This window comes from Vibrio parahaemolyticus (genome assembly GCF_900460535.1).
In the GTDB taxonomy this organism is placed as follows: domain Bacteria; phylum Pseudomonadota; class Gammaproteobacteria; order Enterobacterales; family Vibrionaceae; genus Vibrio; species Vibrio parahaemolyticus.
Genome location: NZ_UHIL01000001.1, coordinates 2,870,154 through 2,895,732 on the forward strand (window position 1 = coordinate 2,870,154; position 25,579 = coordinate 2,895,732).

A 25,579-nucleotide genomic window follows, 5' to 3' on the forward strand; every position below is an offset into this window, starting at 1 on the left:
TTAAAATAATCCGAGATAAATGGCCGCCAACAAGCTGTACCGAGCGGCTTTTCCTAAAAATATTAAAATCACACACGGCAGAAATTTCATCCTTAACCATCCAGCCGCGAGACACAACGGATCACCAATAATTGGTAACCAACTGAAAAACAATCCCCAGTAGCCATATTTTGCTAGCCACTTTAAAGCGGTATGACCATGTTTTTCTTCTTGGGTTTTATTGGGGATCCATAACCCAAGCCAGTAATTGGTTAAGCCACCAAGCGTATTACCTATTGTGGCAACCAATAGAATAGAAGAAACCGCATATTGATTGAGTGAGAGAGTTGCTATCAGCCCAGCTTCAGAGCCACCAGGCAGTAAGGTGGCGCTCAGAAAGCCCGTTAAAAAAAGCACCCACAATGCTGAATCAGAAAACCAAAGGGCTAAATGTTCAAAAGCTGAATTGAATGCGTCTAGCATGTCATATCAAGTAATACCTTGCCTCTCGTTCGCCCCGATTCCACTTGTTGGTGTGCGGCGATAACTTCAGTCATTGGGTAAATGTGTTGCACTTCTGTTTTAAGTAATCCCACACCTACCATGTACAACAACGTGTCTAACTGTGAAGGTTCTGGCTCAACCAACATACCGCTTGCCTCGAAGCCTAACAGCTTGGCCTTGTCACAAATTAATTCAGCGCTAATCGTTGGTACCGTGATCACGCGGGCATTGTCTTTTAGGCACTTGAGAGCATCTAGAGCCGCATCACCACCAACCAAATCAATTAAAACATCAACGCCTTCAACACGTTCTGACACTGGTGCAAATTGATAGTTCACTGCATGAGCGCCAAGTGTGGCGAGGTAGTCTAAATTTCGTTCACTGCAGGTGGTAAACACTTCGGCTTTTGTCGCCACGGCAATCTGCACCGCTAAGTGCCCGACGCCACCCGCTCCTGCGAGAATTAATACTCTATCGCATTCGCTGACATTCGCTTTGCTTAATGCTTGGGCAGCGGTTTGCCCTGCCAATGGTAAAACCGCCGCCGCTTCTAGCGTGACCGAACTTGGCACGTGACTTAGCTCCGACTCCGGAACACAAACATATTGGCTGTAGCCTCCACCTTGGAGAGGAAAGCCAATAAAACCGGCCACTTCATCTCCCACAGCAAAGCGAGAAGTCTTAGTACCACAAGAGGCGACTTTCCCAGAAATATCGTAACCTGGCACCCAAGGCAGTTTGTCTTTATTCTGGGAAGCAGCCCAGCCAAGTCCCGCTCGTGTTTTGACATCGATAGGATTAACGCCAGCATAATGCACCTTGACCAACACTTCGCCAGACTTAGGGATCGGAGTTTCAGCGCTTTGAATCGCCAGAACATTGGCGTCGCCAAACTCAGTGATAACAATCTGTTTATGTTCCATAACTCACTCCCTGAGGGACAAATAAAAAAGGGATGCCGGAGCATCCCTTTGACTATAAACCATTTTGTTTAACCAAGTTAATGGCAAGCATGTAAATTGGTTGATAATTTTATCTTCAACACGATAACTGTATTTACGTGTTACAAGAGTCTTTATCCAACCAAGGCCAACAGAATACCTGCCGCTACCGCGGAGCCAAGTACGCCAGCTACGTTTGGTCCCATCGCATGCATCAACAAGAAGTTTTGAGGGTTTGCATCAAGCCCGACTTTGTTCACCACACGCGCTGCCATAGGTACAGCAGACACCCCTGCCGCACCAATGAGTGGGTTGATGTCCTCTTCTGAGAACTTATTGAGAAGCTTAGCCATGAGCACACCTGCGCCTGTACCGATACTGAACGCCACAGCGCCTAGACCAAGAATGCCTAATGTTTCCAAATTTAAGAACTGGTCAGCTTGCAGTTTCGAGCCAACCCCTAAACCCAAGAAGATAGTCACAATATTGATCAGTTCATTTTGTGCAGTTTTCGATAAACGATCCACCACACCCGCTTCACGCATCAGGTTACCGAGACAGAACATACCAACCAATGGCGTCGCAGAAGGTAGGAACAGAATTGTCATCAACAGCACGGCCATCGGGAAGAACACTTTTTCCCACTTACCAACATGACGAAGCTGTGCCATTTTGATTTCACGCTCTTCTTTGGTAGTCAGTGCTTTCATAATTGGCGGTTGAATGATCGGAACTAATGCCATGTAGCTGTATGCCGCTACCGCAATCGCCCCCAATAAGTCTGGCGACAACTTGCTGGCCAAGAAGATCGCCGTCGGACCATCAGCACCACCGATGATGGCGATCGATGATGCATCTGCCATCGAGAATTCCATCCCCGGCACAAAGTTAAGCAAAATAGCCCCAAACAAGGTCGCAAAAATACCAAACTGTGCTGCCGCCCCTAACCAAAGTGTTTTCGGGTTCGCGATCAATGCGCCAAAGTCCGTCATCGCACCAACGCCCATAAAGATCAACAATGGGAAAACTCCCGATTCGATCCCGATATAGTAGACGTAGTACAACAAACCGCCTGGCTCAGTGAAGCCCGCATTAGGAATGTTAGCTAAGATAGCACCAAAGCCAATTGGCAATAAAAGTAATGGTTCAAAGCCTTTGCGAATCGCTAAAAACAACAGCGTACAGCCAACCAGCATCATGCAGATTTGGCCAAACTCAAAGTTAGCGATCCCTGTTTCTGACCATAAGGTCATCAATCCGTCCATGATACTCCCTTACGCCAAACTGAGAAGAGGTGCACCAACGGTAACGGCATCACCCTCTTTTACGTTCAGTTCTTGAACGATACCACCGCGAGCTGCACGAACTTCCGTTTCCATCTTCATTGCTTCAAGGATCAGTAGGACATCACCTTCCGCGACTTCAGCACCCGGCTGAACGTTCACTTTAAAGATGTTTCCTGCAAGCGGTGCAGGAACCGATTCCGCATTTGCCGTCACAGGAGCAACGGGAGCGGCCACTGGTGCAGAAGCTGAACTTGGCGTCACAGAAGTCAATTGCCCTTTTGGCCCCACTTCAACTTCGTAGACTTGTCCATCAACGCGAACACTGTAAGTTTCTACGCTACCAGACGCGACTGGAGCCGCAGGCGCTGCAACTGGTTTTGCACTTTCCAATGTAGGTGCTGGTTCAAAAGCGTCAGGGTTACCACGGTTTTTAAGGAACTTCAGACCAACTTGAGGGAACAACGCATAAGTAAGTACGTCATCAACGCGTTCACTCGCAAGCTTAATGCCTTCAGACTGAGCCTTATCCATTAAATCCACCGTAAGAGCTTCCATTTCTGACTCTAACAAATCAGCAGGACGACACGTAATTGGCTCTTTACCTTCAAGGACTTTTGCTTGTAGTTCGGCATTCACTGCCGCAGGAGCGGCACCGTACTCACCTTTGAGAACACCAGCGGTTTCTTTAGTGATACTCTTGTAGCGCTCGCCGGTCAGTACGTTGATGACGGCTTGAGTACCAACGATCTGAGACGTCGGTGTTACGAGAGGAATAAAGCCAAGATCTTCACGTACACGTGGGATTTCTTCTAACACCTCGTCGATACGATCCGCTGCACCTTGCTCTTTTAGCTGACCTTCCATATTCGTCAACATACCACCTGGCACTTGAGCAATAAGGATACGGGAATCCACGCCTTTTAGTTGCCCTTCCCACTTCGCGTATTTCTTACGTACTTCACGGAAGTAAGCTGCAATAGGTTCTAGTTGATCAAGTTTCAGATTGGTGTCGCGCTCAGTACCTTGCAGCATTGCTACAACCGTTTCTGTCGGAGTATGCCCGTAAGTACAGCTCATAGAAGAAATAGCCGTATCGAGGATGTCGATACCAGCCTCTACCGCTTTGATTGCCGTAGCGGTAGAAAGACCAGTGGTAGCATGGCAGTGAAGTGCCAGTGGTACATCACAAGAGGCTTTGATGCGTGTGATTAGCTCTTGCGCTTCGTAAGGCTTTAGCAAGCCAGACATGTCTTTGATACATAGAGAATGACAACCGAGATCTTCCAAACGCTTTGCTAAATCAACCCAAGTATCCGTATTGTGAACAGGGCTTGTTGTGTATGACAGGGTGCCTTGCGCATGAGCGCCAACATCTACCGCCGATTTCACCGCTTTTTGGAAATTGCGAACATCGTTCATCGCATCAAAGATACGGAATACATCCATACCGTTGGCATGAGCACGCTCAACGAACTTCTCTACTACGTCATCAGCATAATGGCGATATCCTAAAAGGTTTTGACCACGAAGTAGCATTTGCATTGGTGTATTTGGCATCGCCTTTTTCAACTCACGTAGACGCTCCCAAGGGTCTTCCCCAAGGAATCGAATACACGAATCAAACGTTGCACCACCCCAGGTTTCTAGGGACCAGTATCCAATCTTATCCAACTCAGCTGCGATAGGCAGCATATCTTCGATACGCATACGCGTAGCAAACAGTGATTGATGGGCGTCTCGAAGGACCACATCGGTAATAGCTAGTGGTTTAGACATGCTCTTAAACTCCTTTTTAATCCTATATTCGGCTACTTCGCGATTGAAGCGCGATGTTGATGAATCGCCGCTGAAATCGCTGCCACTACTTGTGGACTAACAGCTGAAGAGGTTGATTGAACTTTGGTATTTGTTTTTGGTGCTGCGATCGGCTCTGGTACTTCTTCTGGCACCAGTTTCGACAATAGCCGAACGAGATAAACAAGAATGGTGAGGAAAATAAATACGACCGCCATCCCCGTAACCATAAGGGTGGCCGCATCTACTAGCAGGCTTCCTATATTCGTCATGTTGCTTCCTTTCTTTGTCATCCTGACAACGTGCAGGACTTTATTAGCGTCAAATCCCGACCAATGGATTATCTCGATTGGTTAAATTTTGTCAATTTTGTTTAAGGAAGGATTTAAATAATCTCCATAATTGATTATTTATTCACTACCCAGATCACAATTCAAACTTAAACCATCGAGTTAGAACGAATGCTCAATATATAAACAGGTTAATTCAAAGAGCACGAGAAAACTGCGATTAAGATTTCAAAACAAAACAAGTGAGATTAAAAGAAAGAACTATTAAAACAAAAAGATAGGAGTAAAGATCAAAACAAAAACACCATTACAACATGTAATTAACATATTTTATTTAAATCACGCTAGTCATCATTTTGCTGGAAACGAAGAAAGCATGGAGCACCGATGATGAATTATTAGAGATGATTGACTAGATACGCAAAGTGACATTGCAGTTCAATCAGATAAGAAAAGAAACCTACTTTGACAGCGCAGACTAGAGAATAAGTAGTGAGTGTTTGTTTTTCAGATACAAAAAAAGCCTCGCATAAGCGAGGCTTTTTGATAAGTGGCGCGTCCTGGAGGATTCGAACCTCCGACCGCCTGGTTCGTAGCCAGGTACTCTATCCAGCTGAGCTAAGGACGCGCAGTTTTCGATATCAGTATTATCAATATCAGGAGTTCACAAGGAAACCCTAAAAAGTGGCGCGTCCTGGAGGATTCGAACCTCCGACCGCCTGGTTCGTAGCCAGGTACTCTATCCAGCTGAGCTAAGGACGCGCAGTTTTCGATATCAGTGTTACCAATATCAGGAGTTCACAAGGAAACCCTAAAGAGTGGCGCGTCCTGGAGGATTCGAACCTCCGACCGCCTGGTTCGTAGCCAGGTACTCTATCCAGCTGAGCTAAGGACGCGCAGTTTTCGATATCAGTATTACTAATATCAGGAGTTCACAAGGAAACCCTAAAGAGTGGCGCGTCCTGGAGGATTCGAACCTCCGACCGCCTGGTTCGTAGCCAGGTACTCTATCCAGCTGAGCTAAGGACGCGCAGTTTTCGATATCGGTATTACCAATATCAGGAGTTCACAAGGAAACCCTAAAGAGTGGCGCGTCCTGGAGGATTCGAACCTCCGACCGCCTGGTTCGTAGCCAGGTACTCTATCCAGCTGAGCTAAGGACGCGCAGTTTTCGATATCAGTATTACTAATATCAGGAGTTCACAAGGAAACCCTAAAGAGTGGCGCGTCCTGGAGGATTCGAACCTCCGACCGCCTGGTTCGTAGCCAGGTACTCTATCCAGCTGAGCTAAGGACGCGCAATAATCTTTATTTTACTTTGTATAACCCGTTTATCAAACGAATTATTAAATAGTGGCGCGTCCTGGAGGATTCGAACCTCCGACCGCCTGGTTCGTAGCCAGGTACTCTATCCAGCTGAGCTAAGGACGCACTTTTTGTTGATAAATCAACGTTGCAAGAATGGCGGTGAAGGAGGGATTCGAACCCTCGATACGGGATAAACCGTATACTCCCTTAGCAGGGGAGCGCCTTCAGCCTCTCGGCCACCTCACCGTCTTGCGGAGGCACATATTACGTTTTACCGAAAATATGTCAAACACTTTCTTTGAAAAAAAACGCAAAAAACGCTTAACCGATGCGGATTTAATCAAAGTGACTATAAAACAAACCTTATCACTCTATTATGATGAAAAAAAGAGAATCTTCTCTTAAAAAATGACATTTATCAGAAACTAAAAAGGCTAGCCGATCGGCTAGCCTTTTTCATTCAAACTAAGCTCTGTAAACAGGAGCGACTTAGTAGTTACCTGAAGCAACGTTGCCATTGCCTTTTTCAGCCTGAATGCGCATGTAGATTTCTTCACGGTGAACTGAAACCTCTTTCGGAGCGTTAACACCGATACGTACTTGGTTACCTTTAACACCTAGTACAGTTACAGTCACTTCATCACCAATCATAAGTGTTTCGCCTACGCGGCGAGTCAAAATTAGCATTCTTTGCTCCTTGAGTAATCTCTAAATTTTCTTGCTACAAAGCTATTATCCAACAAAAGTTATATTTTCGTAAACTACCTTGTCACGGAAAATCAGCCTAAAAAGGCATGTTTTTGCTGAATGTTCAATGCTTCACTAGACGTAATGTAAGCATCATGAAGAATGTTTGCTGCTGTATCCACACTCTCAGGTGGCAATACCAGCATCATAGTGAGCGCATTCGTTGCGCAGAAATTGATCGCAATATCTTGCTGAGCCAACAAACCGCATGCATGTTCCACCATTCCATTGGCTTCAAGCCCTACAGCGGTTAACAGGCTTACTGCTTCACTATTACGGATTTTATCGCTGAACACCAGATCGAACTTGGCACATGCTTCTTGTTTTATCATGATACCTGTTCGTTCTGTTTCCTCGATCACATTCCAAATGTCTATGCCTAACATCTGACATTGTTTTGTAGCACTAGATAAATGTTCTTTATCGACTTCAATAATGGCAAGGTCACGTTGAATGGCTATACCAGAGACGGCTTGATGGCCTGATTCCCCCTTAACCAAACTGCCTTCATTAACTTCAAAGGTCGAAAGCACGCGCAGCGGTACATTATTCTTCCATGCGAACTGCACAGAAGGTAAATGTAGAACTTTTGCTCCTCGACTTGCCATTGCTTCCATTGAAGGAAAGTCAATGACCGCCATTTTCTGAGCATTTTTCACTACACGTGGGTCACAAGTATAAATACCATCAACGTCGGTAAAGATTTGACACTCGTCAGCGCGCAATGCGCCTGCAAGCGTCACGGCGCTCGTATCAGAGCCGCCTCGACCTAATGTGGTGATATCCCCATTTTCATTCACACCTTGAAAACCTGCGACAATGACGATTTGATCTTGTTCAAGTAAATCCGTAATCGTTGAGGTATCAATATGTTTAATCGTCGCGTCATTGTGTTGATTATCCGTCACAATGTTCGCTTGTGCTCCGGTAAGTGAGCGAGCTACATAGCCCAGTTTATTGAGTGTCATCGCCAATAACGCCATTGACACTTGCTCACCAGCAGAGAGCAAAACATCAAGTTCTCGAGCCGTAGGAACACTATCTACTTGTTTCGCTAGGTCCATTAGTCGGTTTGTTTCGCCTGACATTGCAGACACAACTACGACAACTTGATTACCATCATTTTTCGCCTTAATGATGTGTTCAGCGACCTGGTGGATTCTTTCAATTGAACCCACGGAGGTTCCACCAAACTTTTGCACGATAAGGGGCTTTTTCACCAGTCTTCACCTTCCCAAGACCAAAGTCTCATTCGGACCACTTATATTCCACTAGTTGAAATTATATAAGCGGTAGTTACAACAAAAACCAAGCAGCTTAAATGACCTGGTTATTTTTCGGTCAATTAAACCACTTGGTTACCGTAAAAAAATTACGCCCAATCAAAGAAACTTGATTGAGCGTAAATTCGTTATGTAATGCTTATAAGCGCTCTTCTAGCCAAGGCTGAACAGTTTTGATCGCTTCTGGTAATGCTGACACATCAGTACCACCAGCTTGCGCCATGTCAGGGCGACCACCGCCCTTACCACCAACCTGCTCTGCAACCATTTTAACAAGGTCGCCCGCCTTAACTTTGCCTACCAGATCTTTCGTCACACCAGCAATCAAGCCAACTTTGTCATCAGTTACGTTTGCTAGAAGCACAACACCTGAGCCCATTTGGTTCTTGATGTCGTCAACCATTGTACGTAGGTTTTTGCTATCTGCGCCTTCTAGTGCAGCAACCAGCACTTTCGTGCCGTTTACTTCCACTGCTTTACCCATGATGTTTGCGCTTTCAGCAGCAGCCATCTTGTCTTTAAGCTTCTGAAGTTCTTTTTCTAGCGTTTTCGCTTTTTGTGCAGATTCTGCTAGTTTCTCTTCGTATTTTGCTGCTTGAGCTTCGATCGCATCTAGAGCTGCTTCACCTGTTACTGCTTCAATACGACGGATGCCCGCCGCGATGCCGCTCTCAGAGGTGATCTTGAATAAGCCGATATCGCCAGTGTTAGAAGCGTGGATACCACCACAAAGCTCTGTAGAGAAATCGCCCATAGACAGTACGCGTACTTCATCATCGTACTTCTCGCCAAATAGTGCCATTGCGCCTTTCTTCTTCGCAGACTCAATGTCCATCACGTTGGTTTCAATAACGTGGTTGCGACGAATTTGCGCGTTCACTAGACGTTCAACTTCTTTTAGCTCTGCCGCCGTTACCGCTTCTAGATGAGAGAAGTCAAAACGTAGGTTTTCTGCTTTAACCAAAGAGCCTTTTTGCGTCACGTGCTCACCAAGGACTTGACGAAGTGCGGCGTGTAGCAAGTGCGTTGCAGAGTGGTTTAGAGAGATAGCTGCACGACGTTCTGCGTCAACGATAGTAGCGACTTCATCGCCTTTCGCTAGAACACCTTCCGCCATAACACCGTGGTGTGCGATTGCGTTGCCTAACTTTTGAGTATCTTCTACTCGGAATACACCAGCTTCAGTGCGGATTTCACCCGCATCACCACATTGACCGCCTGACTCAGCGTAGAATGGGGTTTCACCAAGCACAATGATCGCTTTGTCGCCAGCAGATAGAGAATCCACTTCGTTGCCTTCAACGAACATTGCCGCCACTGAGCTAGAGCCTTTTGTTCCAACGTAGCCACAGAATTCAGTTTGTGTGTCAACTTTAATTGCTGCGTTGTAGTCTGTACCGAACTGACCCGCTTCACGTGCACGCTGACGCTGCTCTTCCATTGCTTTCTCGAAACCTTCTTCGTCAATCGCGAACTCACGTTCACGCGCAACGTCGTTAGTCAAGTCAGCTGGGAAGCCGTAAGTATCGTAAAGTTTGAATACGGTTTCACCGTCAAGCACTTTACCATCTAAGTTATCTAGCGCTTCGTTTAGAATCGCCATACCGCGTTCAAGTGTACGACCGAAGTTTTCTTCTTCGATACGCAGTACTTTTTCTACGACAGCTTGCTGACGTTTCAGTTCTTCACCTGCAGTGCCCATGATGTCAGCTAGTACACCAACCAATTTGTGGAAGAATGCACCTTGCGCACCTAGCTTGTTACCGTGACGAACAGCACGACGAATGATACGACGTAGAACATAGCCACGACCTTCGTTTGAAGGCATAACACCATCAACAATCAGGAATGAACATGAACGGATGTGGTCAGCGATAACGCGTAGCGATTGGTTTGATAGGTCTTCGTAACCGATCACTTCTGCGGCTGCTTTGATAAGAGCTTGGAATACGTCGATTTCGTAGTTTGAGTGAACGCCTTGCATGATTGCAGAGATACGCTCGATACCCATACCTGTATCTACCGACGGTTTTGGTAGCGGTTCCATCGTGCCATCAGCATGACGGTTGAACTGCATAAATACGTTGTTCCAGATCTCGATGAAACGGTCACCATCTTCTTCAGGTGTGCCAGGACGGCCACCCCAGATGTGCTCACCGTGATCGTAGAAGATTTCAGTACATGGACCACAAGGACCAGTATCACCCATTTGCCAGAAGTTGTCTGACTCGTATGGTTTGCCACCTTTCTTGTCGCCAATGCGGATGATGCGATCTGCAGGAACACCTACTTTCTTGTTCCAGATATCGAATGCTTCGTCATCAGTTTCGTAAACGGTCACCAATAGACGGTCTGCAGGCAGCTTAAGAACGTCTGTTAGAAATTCCCAAGCGAATGAAATCGCGTCTTCTTTGAAGTAATCGCCAAAGCTGAAGTTGCCTAGCATTTCAAAGAAAGTATGGTGACGAGCTGTAAAGCCCACGTTTTCCAGGTCGTTGTGTTTACCGCCAGCACGTACACAACGTTGAGCCGTAGTCGCTCGAGTATAGGCTCGTTTTTCCAAGCCTAAGAAACAATCCTTAAATTGGTTCATACCTGCGTTTGTGAACAGCAGGGTTGGGTCGTTATGTGGAACTAACGATGAACTTTCTACGATTTGGTGTCCTTTGCTTTCAAAGAACTTGAGGAACGCGTTACGAACCTCGTCAGTGCTCATGTACATGCAGCTCTTCCTGAAAATAGTCGAGTTAGAATTTTGCCGTATTGTAGATCATGCAATCAGCTGAGACTAGTTTTCTTGCGGAAAAGAGGGGGTAGAAGAAAAAATTTGAAGCAAAACAAAAATCAGCGTGAATAATTCACGCCTAATCTTCGTCTTCAAAGCTTAACGCATAGCTAATTTGGTCAAAACTGTAGCCGCGATATTGTAAGAAACGAACCTGTTTAGCGTACTCTTTCTGGTCTTTGGCCTTTATTCCTTTAAATTTCTTCTCTGCTGCCAACTTTGCCAATTCAAACCAATCTTGGGGCTCTTCTGCCATTGCTTGTTCAATGACAGATTCTGCAACTCGCTTCTGGTTAAGCTCTTGGCGAATACGACGCTCACCATGACCTTTGTAAACGTGTTGACGCACTTGGCTTTTGGCGTAACGCAAGTCATCCAAATAATTGTGTTCTAAACAAAAGTTAATCGCAGCTTCAATATCAGCCTCTTCATAGCCTTTCATCGCAAGCTTTTGATGGAGCTCATATAAGCCATGATCTCGACGACTAAGTAACTGAATCGCGGCTTCTTTGCTAGATAGCGTCGGTGCTTGTCGCTTTTGGTACATAGTGATCCTAAAGGTAATTTGGCTGTACAGGCTTTTCGTTTGCCTTAAATTTCTTCGATTTTGATTTCGACAAATACAACAAAGCCCTGCAACGCAGGGCTTTATTTTTAGTCTATCAGAAGATTAAAACTCTTCTTCTTGCTCAGGCTTCTCACCGGCAGCAGGTGCTTCTGGTTGAGCTGGAGAAAGTAGCATTTCACGCAGTTTGGTATCGATTGTTTTCGCGATTTCTGGATGCTCACGCAGGTAGTTACAAGCGTTTGCTTTACCTTGACCAATCTTATCGCCATTGTAGCTGTACCAAGCACCCGCTTTTTCTACTAGCTTGTGCTTCACGCCTAAGTCAATCAACTCACCTTCACGGTTAAAGCCTTGGCCATACATGATTTGCGTGTTTGCTTCTTTAAATGGTGCTGCAATCTTGTTCTTAACCACTTTGATACGCGTTTCGTTACCTACAACTTCATCGCCTTCTTTGATTGCGCCAGTACGACGGATATCTAAACGAACAGAAGCGTAAAACTTAAGCGCGTTACCGCCAGTAGTCGTTTCAGGGTTACCGAACATCACACCAATCTTCATACGGATTTGGTTGATGAAGATACACATACAGTTAGACTGTTTCAGGTTACCTGTAAGCTTACGCATTGCTTGAGAAAGCATACGAGCTTGGAGACCCATGTGGCTGTCGCCCATTTCACCTTCGATCTCAGCTTTAGGTGTTAGAGCAGCAACAGAGTCAACAACCATTACGTCGATTGCGCCAGAGCGAGCTAATGCATCACAAATCTCTAGAGCTTGCTCACCAGTGTCTGGTTGAGAAACCAATAGTGCATCGATATCAACACCAAGCTTTTTAGCGTACACAGGATCCAACGCGTGCTCAGCATCGATAAACGCACAAGTTTTACCTTCACGTTGTGCAGCAGCGATAAGCTCAAGAGTTAGCGTTGTTTTACCTGAAGATTCTGGACCGTAGATTTCTACGATACGACCCATTGGTAGACCACCAGCACCCAAAGCGATATCAAGAGAAAGCGAACCCGTTGAAATGGTTTCTACATCCATTGCGCGGTTATCACCAAGGCGCATGATAGAGCCTTTACCGAATTGCTTTTCAATTTGACCTAGCGCAGCGGCGAGCGCTTTCTGTTTGTTCTCGTCCATTACTTTCTCCGATTTATTCATCTTCTTTGGGCGACGAATAGTAATTCATTTTTCTTAAGCAGAAGTTCTGCTCAGCAATGAAAGTCATTATACTGTTGATTCATACAGTGTCTATACCTGTATGAAAAAAATTTGGCTCACAATATCGTGCAGTTTTCTCTAGCCCTTGTTTTCTCTGGGCTTACGCAGATCCAAAAAATCTAGATTAAGTGTTGGTGCAATTGACTCAATGCATGAATCACCGCTTGTTCGCGAACTTCTGCTCGATTTCCAGAAAAATGCATGGTTTCTACTAACTGCCATCCCTGATTATCTGCAAAGGCAAAACACACCGTTCCAACCGGCTTTTCCTCACTGCCACCACCAGGGCCAGCGATGCCACTGATAGACACCCCAATTGTTGCATTGGAATGTTTTAATGCCCCCTGCACCATTTCGATTACAACCGGCTCACTCACTGCGCCATACGCTTCGAGTGTTTGAAGCTGCACTCCAAGCATCTCCATTTTGGCCTCATTACTGTACGTAACAAAAGCGCGGTCAAGCCAACCGGAGCTACCTGCAATATCAGTAATTGCGGCTGCAACGCCACCGCCAGTACAGGACTCTGCTGTAGTCAGCACATGCCCATGTCGCGCAAGTAACACACCTAAATCAGCACTTAATTTTGTTGTTTTTTCCATAGCCAAAATGCCCTTTGTCTCTTTTTACTTGATAGGGATTCACGTATCCTAAGCCGCTACGGAAATAAACAAAAGAACTTACCTGTGAAAGCTGAACAAAAACACACTCCGATGATGCAGCAATATCTCAAGCTAAAAGCTGAGAACCCAGAAATTTTGCTGTTCTACCGCATGGGCGATTTCTACGAACTCTTCTATGATGACGCGAAACGAGCGTCTCAACTGCTTGATATTTCATTAACCAAGCGCGGTTCATCGGCCGGAGAACCTATTCCTATGGCGGGAGTGCCATTCCATGCAGTGGAAGGGTATCTCGCGAAACTAGTTCAGCTTGGTGAGTCAGTCGCAATCTGTGAACAAATTGGGGATCCAGCGACGAGCAAAGGTCCTGTTGAGCGTAAAGTAGTACGCATTGTCACGCCAGGCACCGTAACCGATGAGGCGCTGCTTTCTGAACGTCTCGATAACTTAATCGCTGCGATTTACCATCACAACGGCAAATTTGGTTATGCGACGTTAGACGTTACTTCTGGCCGTTTTCAATTAACGGAGCCAGAAACCGAAGAAGCCATGATGGCAGAACTACAACGCACCGCACCGCGTGAGTTGTTGTTCCCTGAAGATTTCGAGCCAGTCCACTTGATGTCGAACCGTAACGGTAACCGTCGTCGCCCTGTATGGGAGTTTGAACTGGATACAGCCAAACAACAGTTGAACCAGCAGTTTGGTACCCGTGATCTTGTCGGTTTTGGTGTTGAGCACGCCTCTCTTGGCTTATGCGCCGCAGGTTGTTTGATCCAATACGTAAAAGACACACAACGCACTGCTCTACCACATATCCGCTCACTAACATTTGATCGCCAAGATCACTCTGTAATTTTAGATGCAGCTACGCGTCGCAATCTAGAAATCACCCAAAATTTAGCTGGCGGCACGGACAATACACTCGCCGCAGTTCTCGACCATTGCTCAACCCCGATGGGCAGCCGCATGTTAAAGCGTTGGCTGCATCAACCGATGCGTTGTATTGATACGCTAAACAACCGTCTGGATGCGATTGGTGAAATTAAAGATCAAGGCTTATTTACCGATCTTCAGCCAACTTTAAAACAGATTGGCGATATTGAACGTATCTTAGCGCGTCTTGCTCTACGTTCTGCTCGTCCACGAGACATGGCTCGCCTACGCCATGCCATGCAGCAACTTCCTGAACTAGAATCACTCACTGCATCCTTAACTCATCCATACTTAGTGAAGTTGGCTCAATATGCTGCGCCAATAGATGAAGTATGTGAGCTTCTTGAACGTGCTATCAAAGAAAACCCGCCGGTAGTGATCCGCGATGGTGGTGTGATTGCAGAAGGCTATAACGAAGAATTGGATGAGTGGCGTAAGCTCGCTGATGGTGCAACCGAGTATCTAGAAAAGCTCGAAGCGGATGAACGCGAGCGTCATGGCATCGATACGCTGAAAGTTGGCTACAACGCCGTACATGGATTCTTCATTCAGGTAAGTCGTGGCCAAAGCCATTTGGTACCGCCACATTACGTGCGTCGCCAAACTCTGAAAAATGCCGAGCGCTACATTATTCCTGAGCTTAAAGAGCATGAAGACAAAGTTCTGAACTCAAAATCAAAAGCACTCGCACTAGAGAAAAAACTGTGGGAAGAGCTGTTCGATTTGCTGATGCCTCATCTTGAACAAATGCAAAACCTAGCTTCTGCCGTTTCACAGATGGACGTGTTACAAAACCTAGCAGAACGCGCAGACTCATTGGATTATTGCCGCCCTACTCTAGTTAAAGACGCAGGTATTCACATTCAAGCAGGTCGCCACCCGGTAGTAGAGCAAGTCACCTCGGACCCGTTCATTGCTAACCCAATAGAATTAAGCTCAAGCCGTAAAATGCTCATCATCACGGGTCCAAACATGGGGGGTAAATCAACCTACATGCGCCAAACTGCGCTAATTGCGTTGATGGCTCATATCGGCTCTTATGTACCTGCAGAATCAGCACAAATTGGCTCATTGGATCGCATCTTTACTCGTATCGGTGCTTCAGATGACTTGGCATCAGGTCGTTCAACCTTCATGGTAGAGATGACAGAAACGGCCAACATTCTCCACAACGCAACCAAGAACAGCTTGGTGTTAATGGATGAGATCGGTCGCGGTACCAGTACTTACGATGGTCTTTCATTGGCATGGGCAAGTGCCGAATGGCTTGCAACACAAATTGGCGCGATGACACTTTTCGCTACGCACTATTTTGAACTAACCGAATTACCGAACTTACTACCAAACTTAGCGAATGTTCACCTAGATGCGGTAGAACATGGCGACAGCATTGCTTTCATGCACGCTGTTCAAGAAGGCGCCGCAAGCAAATCATACGGCTTGGCGGTTGCGGGCTTAGCTGGCGTACCTAAAACGGTCATCAAAAATGCTCGTACTAAACTGTCTCAACTAGAGCAACTCGGCCAAGCTAGCGACTCGCCTCGTCCAAGCACTGTGGATATAGCAAATCAGCTCAGCTTAATCCCTGAACCTAGCGAAATTGAACAAGCGTTATCAAACATCGATCCAGACGACTTAACACCTCGTCAAGCCCTTGAAGAGCTGTATCGTTTGAAGAAAATGCTTTAACGAGAATATCTAATCTCCCCTAAAACAGAAAAGGGCTATGGTTATCCATAGCCCTTTGTGTTTCGAGAAAGCTTAGTATTAATCGTCTTCGACGTTAAACAAGTTTTCCATATTTAGGCCTTGTTTAATTAGGATTTCACGAAGTCGACGTAAACCCTCCACTTGAATTTGACGTACACGCTCACGGGTAAGACCAATCTCTCGTCCCACTTCTTCAAGCGTAGACGGCTCATAACCAAGCAAACCAAAACGACGTGCAAGCACTTCTTTTTGTTTTGGATTCAACTCTTCCAACCAATGGATCAAAGACGATTTGATGTCATCATCTTGAGTCGACACTTCTGGATCAGAGTTATTTGCGTCAGGAATAATATCCAGAAGCGCTTTTTCACCGTCACCACCAATTGGGGTATCAACGGAGCTAATACGCTCGTTAAGACGCAGCATTTTGCTGACATCTTCTACTGGTATATCTAATTGAGCAGCAATTTCTTCTGCAGTTGGTTCATGATCGAGCTTTTGAGAAAGTTCACGCGCAGTACGCAGATAAATGTTCAGCTCTTTCACGACATGAATAGGCAAGCGAATGGTGCGAGTTTGGTTCATCAACGCACGTTCGATCGTTTGACGGATCCACCATGTTGCGTAAGTTGAGAAACGGAAGCCTCTTTCTGGATCGAATTTTTCAACCGCTCGGATCAAACCGAGGTTACCTTCTTCAATAAGATCGAGTAGCGCTAGGCCACGGTTGCTGTACCGACGAGAAATTTTTACTACTAAACGCAAGTTACTTTCGATCATGCGCTTACGAGCCGCTTCATCACCACGCAATGCTCTGCGGGCGTAAAGGACTTCTTCTTCAGCAGTAAGTAGAGGTGAGAAGCCAATTTCACCTAGATACAATTGAGTTGCGTCTAGGCTTTTACTGCTCGCGTCAAACTCTTCACGGACAGCTGTTTTGCCTTCGGTAGTAGATGATGATTTTTCGAGTTCGTTATCAATGGTCGTCTCTGACGCATTGTCGTATTCAAACTCTTCAACTTTGGATACTGTGTTGCTGATACTCATAACTACTCATAACGCCTCCCCCTGGCGAGTTAGCAAGACATGACAACTCAATATGTCGCTAAATGATTTCGCAAGTTGTTTTTCAAAGTCTTACGGTAAATAGCGTTTTGGATTCACTGATTTACCTTGGTAGCGAATTTCAAAGTGCAGCTTGACGGATTTTGCGCCTGAACTACCCATGGTCGCAATTTTCTGTCCGCTTTTTACACTCTGACCTTCTGTTACCAGCAGTTTGTCGTTATGTGCGTATGCGCTTAAATAATTGTCGTTATGCTTCACTATAATTAGGTTGCCATAACCTCTTAGCGCATTACCCGAATAAACGACCGTGCCGGCTGCGGTTGAAACGATAGGCTGACCACGCTGTCCTGCGATGTCAATGCCTTTATTTCCCTGTTCTCCCGCCGAGAAGTTCTTGATTACTCTCCCTTTTGTCGGCCACAACCACTTCGATACTTTGTCGTTTTGTACCGTCGTTGTTGGCGGCTTCGGTTTAGTAGGTTGGTTATCTTTTGAACCAACATACTCCTTTGCTTTGGTTTGTTCAACTTTCTTTGGCGGCTCTTTTTGTGCGACTTTAGTCGGAGTTGTTGTAGGCTTTTGACTAGAGTTTTTACTTGAAGTCACAGGCTTTGTCGTCGTCGTTGGCTTCACCACTGGAGGCGGTGTCGTTGTAACTACAGGTACTACAACGGGTTCAACTTTTTGGCCATATTTTGGCGCGACATATTTCGGAGCCCAAAGTTTTAGCTTTTGACCTGGATAAATGGTGTAAGGCTGAGAGAGTTCGTTGTAACGTACAAGATCATTTACATCTTTATCTGTGACGTAAGCAATGAAATAAAGTGTGTCACCTTTCTTTACTTCGTAGTAACTCCCTCTATAACTGCCACGCTCAACGCTCGAATAATCCTTCTTTAGGCTGGAAACAGGCGCAGGTGAGTGAGCCGCGCAACCAACGAGTCCCGCAGCTAATACAAAGCTAATACCAATATGACGCAGTAACTTACTCACCTAACCTCAGATCCTTAAGCCAAATCACCCGCGACAAGAGGAACAAAGCGAACCATTTCCACAACGGTAGAAAGGTACTCGTCACCCTTGCGTTCAATTCTAAGTAGTTGCTGCTCAACATCTCCGACAGGAATCACCATTTTACCGCCATCTTTTAACTGTGAGAGAAGAGCTTGGGGAATCACTTCTGCAGCAGCGGTAACAATGATGGCGTCAAACGGACCTTTCGTTTCCCATCCTAACCAGCCATCACCATGCTTCGTCGAGACATTGTAGATATCAAGTTGCTTAAGACGACGTTTCGCTTCCCATTGCAAAGATTTGATGCGTTCAACGGAATAAACATGGTCAACGATTTGTGCTAAAACTGCGGTTTGGTACCCAGAACCGGTTCCGATTTCCAAAACGTTACTAGCACGTTGAAGCTCAAGCAGCTCGGTCATGCGAGCGACGATGTAAGGTTGAGAAATAGTTTGTCCCTGACCAATCGGTAGCGCATTGTTATCGTAGGCTTGGTGCATCATCGCTTGAGAAACAAAGCTCTCTCTCGGTAAACAATGCATTGCATCCAAAACGCGTTGATCTTTGATGCCACTGGAGATAAGAAACGCTATCAACCTGTCAGCATGTGGGTTACTCATTACTTCTCTTCCTTCAACCAACTATCCATCGTACGCAGAGACTCATGAGCCGTGAGGTCTACTTGCAGTGGGGTAATAGAAACTCGACCATGCTCAATCGCATAGAAGTCGGTACCTTCACCCGCATCTTGTTCTTTCCCCGGAGGCCCTAACCAATAGATATCATGCCCACGCGGATCTTTCTGCTTGATCATATTTTCTGCGTGATGACGAGCACCTAAACGGGTCACTTCGATTTCACCAAGACTCTCGAGAGGCAAATCAGGTACGTTCACGTTCAACAAACGGTTGGTTGGGATTGGCGCTGCCAAGTGTTGCTCAACCAACTGTCGAGCAATTTTAGCAGCCGACTCAAAATGACGTTTACCAACCAGTGAAAATGCAATGGCTTGCACGCCAAGAAAATGCCCTTCCATTGCAGCAGCGACGGTACCAGAGTACAGAACGTCATCCCCCAGATTTGCACCATGATTAATGCCAGATAATACAAGATCTGGCAGGTCATCTTTCATCAGCTCATTTAGAGCAAAATGAACGCAATCTGTCGGTGTCCCTTGAACCGAATAAGTATTAGGAGCAATTTCTGTGACTCGCAGAGGCTGTTCCAATGTCAGTGAGTTTGATGCACCAGAACGATTTCGGTCTGGGGCAACAATGATCACTTCCGCGATGCTTCTCAGCTCATCCGCTAACGCGTGAATTCCTTGAGCATGCACACCGTCGTCATTACTAATTAGAATTCTTAAAGGTTTTGTATTTAGTGAATCCAGTTCCATTAGTATTCTCTTTCTACTTTGACCTCATTCACCAACTCACGAACAATGGATGTGGCAAAAGAGCCTGCATCGAGTGAGAAGGTCAACGTAATATTGTTACCTTCAACGTTCCAAGCTAAGTCTTTTGGTTTGAGTGCGATTTCACGACGATCGTGACGCATACGATTCCCACGGATCAGAGCCATTAAATCAGGTTCTTCATCAATAAATGGCTGTTCTAATGCAAGTGCATCAGCTTGGGTCGGTAACGCATTATCACCCGCTAAAGCGGCAGTAATCTCAACTTCACTCAATGCAAGCTTGTTTTGCATATCAGCAAGGTTATTCGCATCAACAGCCAACAATCCTTGTGATGTCTGTGCGATGTCACCATCGATGAATTTATCAAACACACCATTTTCTAGACGAGCAGAAACGATGCGGTTGAAAATCCATGAACGCGCGGCAGACAGGTACATGCTGCGTTTGTTTTGGTTACGCGTACGAACGTTCTCTCGTCCCCAACGACGGGCTTCGTCGAGGTTATTTCCATCGTTACCAAAGCGTTGGCTACCAAAGTAGTTTGGCACACCAACTTGTTTAACTTTTTCAAGGCGTTGCTCTACATCCGCCATATCTGTCACTTCAGACAAGGTAACCACAAACTCGTTCCCGATTAAGTCACCAGGACGCAGTTTTTTGTTGTGTCGATCGATCGCCAGAATTTCAATACTTGGGTATTGCGCCAAAAATGTCGAAAAATCTGGAGTCTCACCTTTAGGCAGATGAACACTTAGCCATTGTTCGGTTACTGCATGGCGATCTTTCAGGCCTGCCCAACTAACGTCTTTAGACTTAACACCACAAGCTTTCGCTAGCTCGTTAGCGACGAAACTGGTGTTCTCACCTGTTTTTCGAATGCGCACCATTAAGTGTTCACCTTCTCCCGTGAAGGCAAAACCCAAATCTTCGCGAACCTGAAAGTGTTCTGGTTGCGCTTTAATTTTTGCTGATGCGACTGGCTTGCCTGTGAGGTAAGCCAATGAGGATAAAATATCTGACATGATGTATTTCCACTGCTTACGCAGCTTTAAGGAGCAAATTATTCGATTATTGCTTAAATAGAAGCACGACTGCTTCTGTAGCAATGCCTTCTTTGCGTCCAGTAAAACCAAGACGTTCTGTCGTCGTTGCTTTTACGTTAATGTTGCTAATATCGGTTTCTAGATCTTCGGCAATGGCTGCACACATTGCATCAATGTGAGGCGCCATTTTCGGCGCTTGCGCCATGATGGTGACGTCTGCATTACCAAGGCGGTAGCCTTGTTCTTTTACTCGACGGTAAACGTCTTTCAATAATTCGCGGCTGTTTGCACCTTTCCATTTATCGTCGGTATCTGGAAAATGACGGCCAATATCACCCGCAGCAATCGCACCTAACAAAGCGTCAGTGAGAGCATGCAGAGCAACGTCGCCGTCTGAGTGCGCAATCAGGCCTTGTTCGTAAGGAATTGCAACACCACCAATAATCACAGGGCCTTCACCGCCAAATTTGTGTACGTCGAAACCATGACCAATTCGAATCATTTTTTATCCTTTATTTTCTAACCGCGCTCGCGGCTAAGATAAAACTCGGCTAAGGCGAGATCTTCTGGCTGAGTAATTTTAATGTTATTCGCACTACCTTGAACTAAAGCTGGCGTTTCTCCCAACCACTCTAAAGCCGATGCTTCATCAGTGATCGCAACACCTTGCTGCAATGCGTCTGCCAGTGCTCTTGTTAGCTGCTGAGTTTTAAACATTTGTGGAGTCAGTGCATGCCACAATGCTTCTCTGTCTACGGTATGATCGATGTTGTTTTCTTTGTTCGCTCGTTTCATTGTATCTCTCACGGGCGAGGCAAGAATGCCACCAGTAGGATGAGCACAACAAACATCAATCAGACGATCAATATCGTTTAATGTTACGCAAGGTCTCGCGGCATCATGGACCAGAACCCATTCACACGGAAGCTGCGCACTTACATAGTTTAGCCCTGAAAGCACTGAATCGGCTCTTTCTTTACCACCAGCGACACGTATTACGTCTGGGTGCTGGGCAATCGATAGTTCAGGGTAGTATGGGTCACCTTCTGTAATCGCAACCACAACTTTCGCGATTTGAGGGTGAGCAAGCAGTTTCTCTACGGTATGTTCCAATACCGTTTTTCCATCGATTAACAAATACTGTTTAGGTCGATCTGCTTTCATTCGGCTACCAACACCAGCCGCAGGTACAATAGCGATATGAGATGAAACGTTCTCTGACATCTTACGGGTTTTCCTCACCAACTATGCGGTAGAAGGTTTCTCCTTCTTTCACCAAGCCAAGTTCATGACGAGCTCTTTCTTCAATCGCATCAAGTCCTTGCTTTAAGTCATCTATCTCAGCAAACATTTCATTATTGCGAGCTTGTAGCTTGCTGTTCACCTGCTGTTGAACTTCAATTTCATCTTTTACTGTGTAGTAGTCAGACACCCCGTTTTTACCAAACCATAGAGTGTATTGAAGCCAACCAAACAGTAACGTAAGGGCTATAACAAAGATTCGCATATCGCTGCTAACATTCTGTACCGGAAGGAATTAGATAAGGTGACATATATAGCATAAATGCCGAGTTGCCTCTAGGGGATAAAGGGAGACTCACACGCTCCTTACAGGAAATAAGCACGAAAATAAAAAATGCCTAAGTTCGATGGCACTCTTTAATCGAGAAAGTAAAGAACCGTTTACGTGCTAGAAAGAGGAAGATTCGGTTTCAATTACCTGAGAAATTAGGACTGTTAGCTAACTAAGAGCTTGCTAGATACAGATGAGTTGGTTGCTTCTAGGTATTACCGCAGTACAGTCAGAACGGCTCATCACTCTAAAATACCGGCCTTTAAACACAAAAACGCCCCACCGAAGTAGGGCGTTTTTAGAAAGCTTTCAAGCTAAACTTTATTCAATTAAGAATTAAGCTTGGCCTTTAACTTCTTTAAGACCGTTGAAAGGAGCGCGCTCACCTAGAGCTTCCTCGATACGGATTAGTTGGTTGTACTTAGCAACACGGTCAGAACGGCTCATAGAACCAGTTTTGATTTGACCTGCAGCTGTACCTACCGCTAGGTCAGCGATAGTTGCATCTTCAGTTTCGCCAGAACGGTGAGAGATTACTGCTGTGTAACCTGCGTCTTTAGCCATCTTGATTGCAGCTAGAGTCTCAGTTAGAGAACCGATTTGGTTGAACTTGATTAGGATAGAGTTAGCGATGCCTTTCTCGATACCTTCAGCTAGGATCTTAGTGTTTGTAACGAATAGATCGTCACCAACTAGTTGGATCTTGTCGCCTAGAAGTTGAGTTTGGTGTGCGAAACCATCCCAGTCAGACTCGTCTAGACCGTCTTCGATAGATACGATTGGGAATTGCTCAACTAGACCAGCTAGGTAGTGGTTGAACTCTTCAGAAGTGAAAGTTTTGCCTTCACCTTTCATGTTGTAGATGCCAGCTTCTTTGTCGAAGAACTCAGATGCAGCACAGTCCATAGCTAGAGTAACGTCTTTGCCTAGCTCGTAACCAGCAGCAGCAACAGCTTCTGCGATAACTTCTAGAGCTTCAGCGTTAGATTTAAGGTTAGGAGCGAAACCACCTTCGTCACCAACAGCTGTGTTGTAGCCTTTAGACTTAAGAACTTTAGCTAGGTTGTGGAATACTTCCGCACCCATGCGTACAGCTTCTTTAAGAGTTGCAGCGCCAACTGGTTGAATCATGAATTCTTGGATGTCAACGTTGTTGTCTGCGTGCTCACCACCGTTGATGATGTTCATCATTGGTAGAGGCATAGAGAACTGACCAGCAGTACCGTTTAGCTCAGCGATGTGCTCGTATAGAGGCATGCCTTTAGCTGCTGCTGCAGCTTTAGCGTTTGCTAGAGAAACTGCTAGGATAGCGTTCGCACCGAATTTAGATTTGTTTTCAGTGCCGTCTAGTTCGATCATTACTGCGTCGATTGCAGCTTGGTCTTTAGCGTCTTTGCCAACTAGAGCTTCAGCGATTGGGCCGTTTACAGCTTCAATTGCTTTAAGAACACCTTTACCTAGGAAACGTGCTTTGTCACCGTCACGTAGCTCAAGAGCTTCGCGAGAACCAGTAGATGCGCCAGATGGAGCTGCCGCCATACCTACGAAACCGCCTTCTAGGTGTACTTCAGCTTCTACAGTTGGGTTACCACGTGAGTCGATGATTTCACGACCTAGAACTTTAACGATCTTAGACATTAATGTTTCCTCTCGTTTCAAATATAAATGTCAATTTTAAAGGGCAGCAGCACAACCTTCGCCGCCGCCCGTATCCTTTTACTTCTCGAATTCGCCGCGTGAGTATTGACCCGCAGCCTTAACGAAACCTGCAAACAATGGGTGACCATCGCGAGGAGTCGATGTGAATTCAGGGTGGAACTGAGCTGCTACAAACCATGGGTGAGCTGGGTTCTCAATCATTTCCACTAGCTTCTTGTCCGCAGATAGGCCTGACACTTTAAGACCTGCTTTTTCAATTTGTGGACGAAGAACGTTGTTCACTTCGTAACGGTGACGGTGACGTTCATGGATCGTCGCGCTACCGTACAGTTCACGAGCTTTTGTACCTTTTTCTAGGTGACATAGCTGAGAACCTAGACGCATCGTACCGCCAAGATCAGATGATTCAGTACGCTCTTCCACGTTACCTGTTTCATCAACCCATTCTGTGATCAAACCTACCACAGGGTACTTCGTGTCTTTGTTAAATTCTGTTGAATGTGCACCTTCCATACCCGCAACGTTACGCGCGTATTCGATAAGGGCAACTTGCATACCTAGACAGATACCTAGGTAAGGCACTTTGTTTTCACGTGCGTATTGAGCCGCACGGATCTTGCCTTCAACACCACGATCACCGAAACCACCTGGAACTAGGATAGCGTCTAGACCTTCTAGAAGCTCAACGCCTTTAGTTTCGATGTCTTGAGAGTCTACGTACTTAATGGTTACGTTTAGGCGGTTTTTCAAGCCTGCGTGCTTAAGTGCTTCGTTCACAGATTTGTACGCATCTGGTAGTTCGATGTATTTACCGACCATACCGATAGTTACTTCACCTGTTGGATTCGCTTCTTCGTAGATAACCTGTTCCCATTCAGAAAGGTCAGCTTCTGGCGCATCAATACCGAAACGAGTACACACTAGGTCATCAAGACCTTGAGACTTAACAAGTTGAGGGATCTTGTAGATTGAATCTACGTCCTTCATTGAGATTACCGCTTTCTCAGGAACGTTACAGAAAAGTGCAATCTTCTTACGCTCGTTCGCTGGGATCATGCGATCGCTGCGGCAAACTAGGATGTCTGGTTGGATACCGATAGACAGTAGCTCTTTAACAGAGTGCTGAGTCGGTTTAGTTTTCACTTCGCCAGCTGCTGCTAGGTAAGGAACAAGAGTTAGATGCATGAACATTGCGCGTTCACGGCCAAGTTCTACTGCTAGCTGACGGATTGCTTCCATAAATGGTAGCGATTCGATATCACCTACCGTACCACCAACTTCAACGATAGCAATATCGTGGCCTTCAGAACCTGCGATTACGCGGTCTTTGATAGCGTTAGTGATGTGAGGGATAACTTGAATTGTTGCGCCTAGGTAGTCACCACGACGTTCTTTACGAAGTACGTCGGCATAAACACGACCTGCAGTGAAGTTGTTACGCTTGGTCATCTTGGTACGGATGAAACGCTCGTAGTGACCAAGGTCAAGGTCAGTCTCTGCGCCATCTTCCGTAACAAACACTTCACCGTGCTGAGTTGGGCTCATTGTGCCTGGATCAACGTTGATGTAAGGGTCAAGCTTCATCATAGTCACTTTAAGACCACGAGCTTCTAGAATAGCTGCAAGAGATGCTGCTGCAATACCTTTACCTAGAGAGGATACAACCCCGCCAGTAACAAAAATGTAATTTGTCGTCATGTTTAACCTGAAATTGGTTGAATGAGGGAAATGGAGTGCTTCTGGACGGGAGATAAATATACCAGAAGCTCCTTACCGCCACAACGTGAAATCTATCACACCGTAATTTTTTATTTTTTGCTTCAA

The 25,579-nt window shown here is 45.8% G+C and carries 22 protein-coding genes and 8 tRNA genes; 1 reads left to right on the forward strand and 29 read right to left on the reverse strand.

The features are described 5' to 3' along the window. From DYB02_RS14600 to pncC, 19 genes are all read right to left on the reverse strand, one after another. Window positions 1-462 carry a YqaA family protein gene (locus DYB02_RS14600; RefSeq protein WP_005462564.1) on the reverse strand — a complete coding sequence of 154 codons (462 nt, stop codon included), beginning with the start codon at window positions 460-462 and terminating at the stop codon, window positions 1-3. Next, window positions 456-1,406 (reverse strand): NADP-dependent oxidoreductase, encoded by a 951-nt coding sequence (locus DYB02_RS14605; protein ID WP_024703540.1) that lies wholly within the window; start codon window positions 1,404-1,406, stop codon window positions 456-458. Before DYB02_RS14605 ends, DYB02_RS14600 begins: the two co-directional genes overlap by 7 nt. A gap of 152 nt (window positions 1,407-1,558) precedes the next feature. Further along, complete coding sequence (locus DYB02_RS14610) at window positions 1,559-2,689, reverse strand: sodium ion-translocating decarboxylase subunit beta (RefSeq protein WP_005462536.1); 1,131 nt, start codon at window positions 2,687-2,689, stop codon at window positions 1,559-1,561. A gap of 9 nt (window positions 2,690-2,698) precedes the next feature. Further along, entirely contained in the window at window positions 2,699-4,486 is a 1,788-nt protein-coding gene (oadA, locus tag DYB02_RS14615) for a sodium-extruding oxaloacetate decarboxylase subunit alpha (protein ID WP_005462548.1), read from the reverse strand. A gap of 32 nt (window positions 4,487-4,518) precedes the next feature. Then, entirely contained in the window at window positions 4,519-4,776 is a 258-nt protein-coding gene (locus tag DYB02_RS14620; protein WP_005493951.1) for an oxaloacetate decarboxylase subunit gamma, read from the reverse strand. A gap of 569 nt (window positions 4,777-5,345) precedes the next feature. Continuing rightward, window positions 5,346-5,422, reverse strand: a tRNA-Arg gene (locus DYB02_RS14625). A gap of 57 nt (window positions 5,423-5,479) precedes the next feature. Beyond that, a tRNA-Arg gene (locus DYB02_RS14630) sits at window positions 5,480-5,556 on the reverse strand. A 57-nt stretch (window positions 5,557-5,613) separates the two neighbouring features. Next, window positions 5,614-5,690 (reverse strand) — tRNA-Arg (locus tag DYB02_RS14635). A 57-nt stretch (window positions 5,691-5,747) separates the two neighbouring features. Continuing rightward, a tRNA-Arg gene (locus DYB02_RS14640) sits at window positions 5,748-5,824 on the reverse strand. A 57-nt stretch (window positions 5,825-5,881) separates the two neighbouring features. Next, window positions 5,882-5,958 (reverse strand) — tRNA-Arg (locus DYB02_RS14645). A gap of 57 nt (window positions 5,959-6,015) precedes the next feature. After that, window positions 6,016-6,092 (reverse strand) — tRNA-Arg (locus tag DYB02_RS14650). Between the two features lie 56 nt (window positions 6,093-6,148). Next, window positions 6,149-6,225 (reverse strand) — tRNA-Arg (locus DYB02_RS14655). Between the two features lie 31 nt (window positions 6,226-6,256). Then, window positions 6,257-6,348: transfer RNA gene (locus DYB02_RS14660), tRNA-Ser, on the reverse strand. Between the two features lie 243 nt (window positions 6,349-6,591). Beyond that, window positions 6,592-6,789, reverse strand: coding sequence for a carbon storage regulator CsrA (csrA, locus tag DYB02_RS14665; protein ID WP_004415691.1), 198 nt, complete (start codon window positions 6,787-6,789; stop codon window positions 6,592-6,594). A gap of 92 nt (window positions 6,790-6,881) precedes the next feature. Next, complete coding sequence (locus DYB02_RS14670) at window positions 6,882-8,069, reverse strand: aspartate kinase (protein ID WP_005478552.1); 1,188 nt, start codon at window positions 8,067-8,069, stop codon at window positions 6,882-6,884. A 202-nt stretch (window positions 8,070-8,271) separates the two neighbouring features. Next, window positions 8,272-10,854 carry an alanine--tRNA ligase gene (gene alaS / locus DYB02_RS14675; RefSeq protein ID WP_005455546.1) on the reverse strand — a complete coding sequence of 861 codons (2,583 nt, stop codon included), beginning with the start codon at window positions 10,852-10,854 and terminating at the stop codon, window positions 8,272-8,274. Between the two features lie 142 nt (window positions 10,855-10,996). Next, complete coding sequence (gene recX / locus DYB02_RS14680; protein WP_005455548.1) at window positions 10,997-11,464, reverse strand: recombination regulator RecX; 468 nt, start codon at window positions 11,462-11,464, stop codon at window positions 10,997-10,999. Between the two features lie 123 nt (window positions 11,465-11,587). Beyond that, entirely contained in the window at window positions 11,588-12,631 is a 1,044-nt protein-coding gene (recA, locus tag DYB02_RS14685) for a recombinase RecA (protein ID WP_005478550.1), read from the reverse strand. A 200-nt stretch (window positions 12,632-12,831) separates the two neighbouring features. Next, window positions 12,832-13,314 (reverse strand): nicotinamide-nucleotide amidase, encoded by a 483-nt coding sequence (gene pncC, locus DYB02_RS14690; RefSeq protein WP_025795578.1) that lies wholly within the window; start codon window positions 13,312-13,314, stop codon window positions 12,832-12,834. 84 nt (window positions 13,315-13,398) lie between these two features. Between pncC and mutS the strand changes: the two genes are divergently transcribed. Next, the gene (gene mutS / locus DYB02_RS14695) at window positions 13,399-15,960 is read left to right on the forward strand and encodes a DNA mismatch repair protein MutS (protein WP_029804975.1); all 2,562 of its coding nucleotides are present in this window, start codon (window positions 13,399-13,401) and stop codon (window positions 15,958-15,960) included. A 78-nt stretch (window positions 15,961-16,038) separates the two neighbouring features. Here mutS and rpoS read toward each other — a convergent pair whose 3' ends face one another. The 10 genes from rpoS to pyrG all read right to left on the reverse strand — a co-directional run bounded on the left by rpoS (window position 16,039) and on the right by pyrG (window position 25,453). After that, window positions 16,039-17,028, reverse strand: a complete 990-nt coding sequence (rpoS, locus tag DYB02_RS14700) for an RNA polymerase sigma factor RpoS (RefSeq protein ID WP_005478537.1) — start codon at window positions 17,026-17,028, stop codon at window positions 16,039-16,041. Between the two features lie 90 nt (window positions 17,029-17,118). Then, complete coding sequence (locus tag DYB02_RS14705) at window positions 17,119-18,042, reverse strand: peptidoglycan DD-metalloendopeptidase family protein (RefSeq protein WP_005455560.1); 924 nt, start codon at window positions 18,040-18,042, stop codon at window positions 17,119-17,121. Window positions 18,043-18,056: 14 nt separating this feature from the next. Beyond that, window positions 18,057-18,683, reverse strand: a complete 627-nt coding sequence (locus DYB02_RS14710; protein ID WP_029804973.1) for a protein-L-isoaspartate(D-aspartate) O-methyltransferase — start codon at window positions 18,681-18,683, stop codon at window positions 18,057-18,059. Next, window positions 18,683-19,459 (reverse strand): 5'/3'-nucleotidase SurE, encoded by a 777-nt coding sequence (gene surE / locus DYB02_RS14715; protein ID WP_029804971.1) that lies wholly within the window; start codon window positions 19,457-19,459, stop codon window positions 18,683-18,685. Before surE ends, DYB02_RS14710 begins: the two co-directional genes overlap by 1 nt. Next, on the reverse strand, window positions 19,459-20,502 hold the full coding sequence (gene truD, locus DYB02_RS14720) for a tRNA pseudouridine(13) synthase TruD (RefSeq protein WP_029804969.1): 1,044 nt from the start codon (window positions 20,500-20,502) through the stop codon (window positions 19,459-19,461). The genes surE and truD overlap by 1 nt, the downstream gene beginning before the upstream one ends. A gap of 46 nt (window positions 20,503-20,548) precedes the next feature. Next, entirely contained in the window at window positions 20,549-21,025 is a 477-nt protein-coding gene (gene ispF, locus DYB02_RS14725) for a 2-C-methyl-D-erythritol 2,4-cyclodiphosphate synthase (RefSeq protein ID WP_005380896.1), read from the reverse strand. Window positions 21,026-21,042: 17 nt separating this feature from the next. After that, entirely contained in the window at window positions 21,043-21,747 is a 705-nt protein-coding gene (ispD, locus tag DYB02_RS14730) for a 2-C-methyl-D-erythritol 4-phosphate cytidylyltransferase (RefSeq protein ID WP_005455574.1), read from the reverse strand. Between the two features lies 1 nt (window position 21,748). After that, window positions 21,749-22,030, reverse strand: coding sequence for a cell division protein FtsB (gene ftsB / locus DYB02_RS14735; RefSeq protein WP_005455577.1), 282 nt, complete (start codon window positions 22,028-22,030; stop codon window positions 21,749-21,751). A 402-nt stretch (window positions 22,031-22,432) separates the two neighbouring features. Beyond that, window positions 22,433-23,734: a phosphopyruvate hydratase gene (eno, locus tag DYB02_RS14740; RefSeq protein ID WP_005455579.1), complete on the reverse strand. Its 1,302-nt coding sequence runs from the start codon at window positions 23,732-23,734 to the stop codon at window positions 22,433-22,435. A 78-nt stretch (window positions 23,735-23,812) separates the two neighbouring features. Next, complete coding sequence (gene pyrG / locus DYB02_RS14745; RefSeq protein ID WP_005455581.1) at window positions 23,813-25,453, reverse strand: CTP synthase; 1,641 nt, start codon at window positions 25,451-25,453, stop codon at window positions 23,813-23,815. Window positions 25,454-25,579 lie beyond the last annotated feature (126 nt).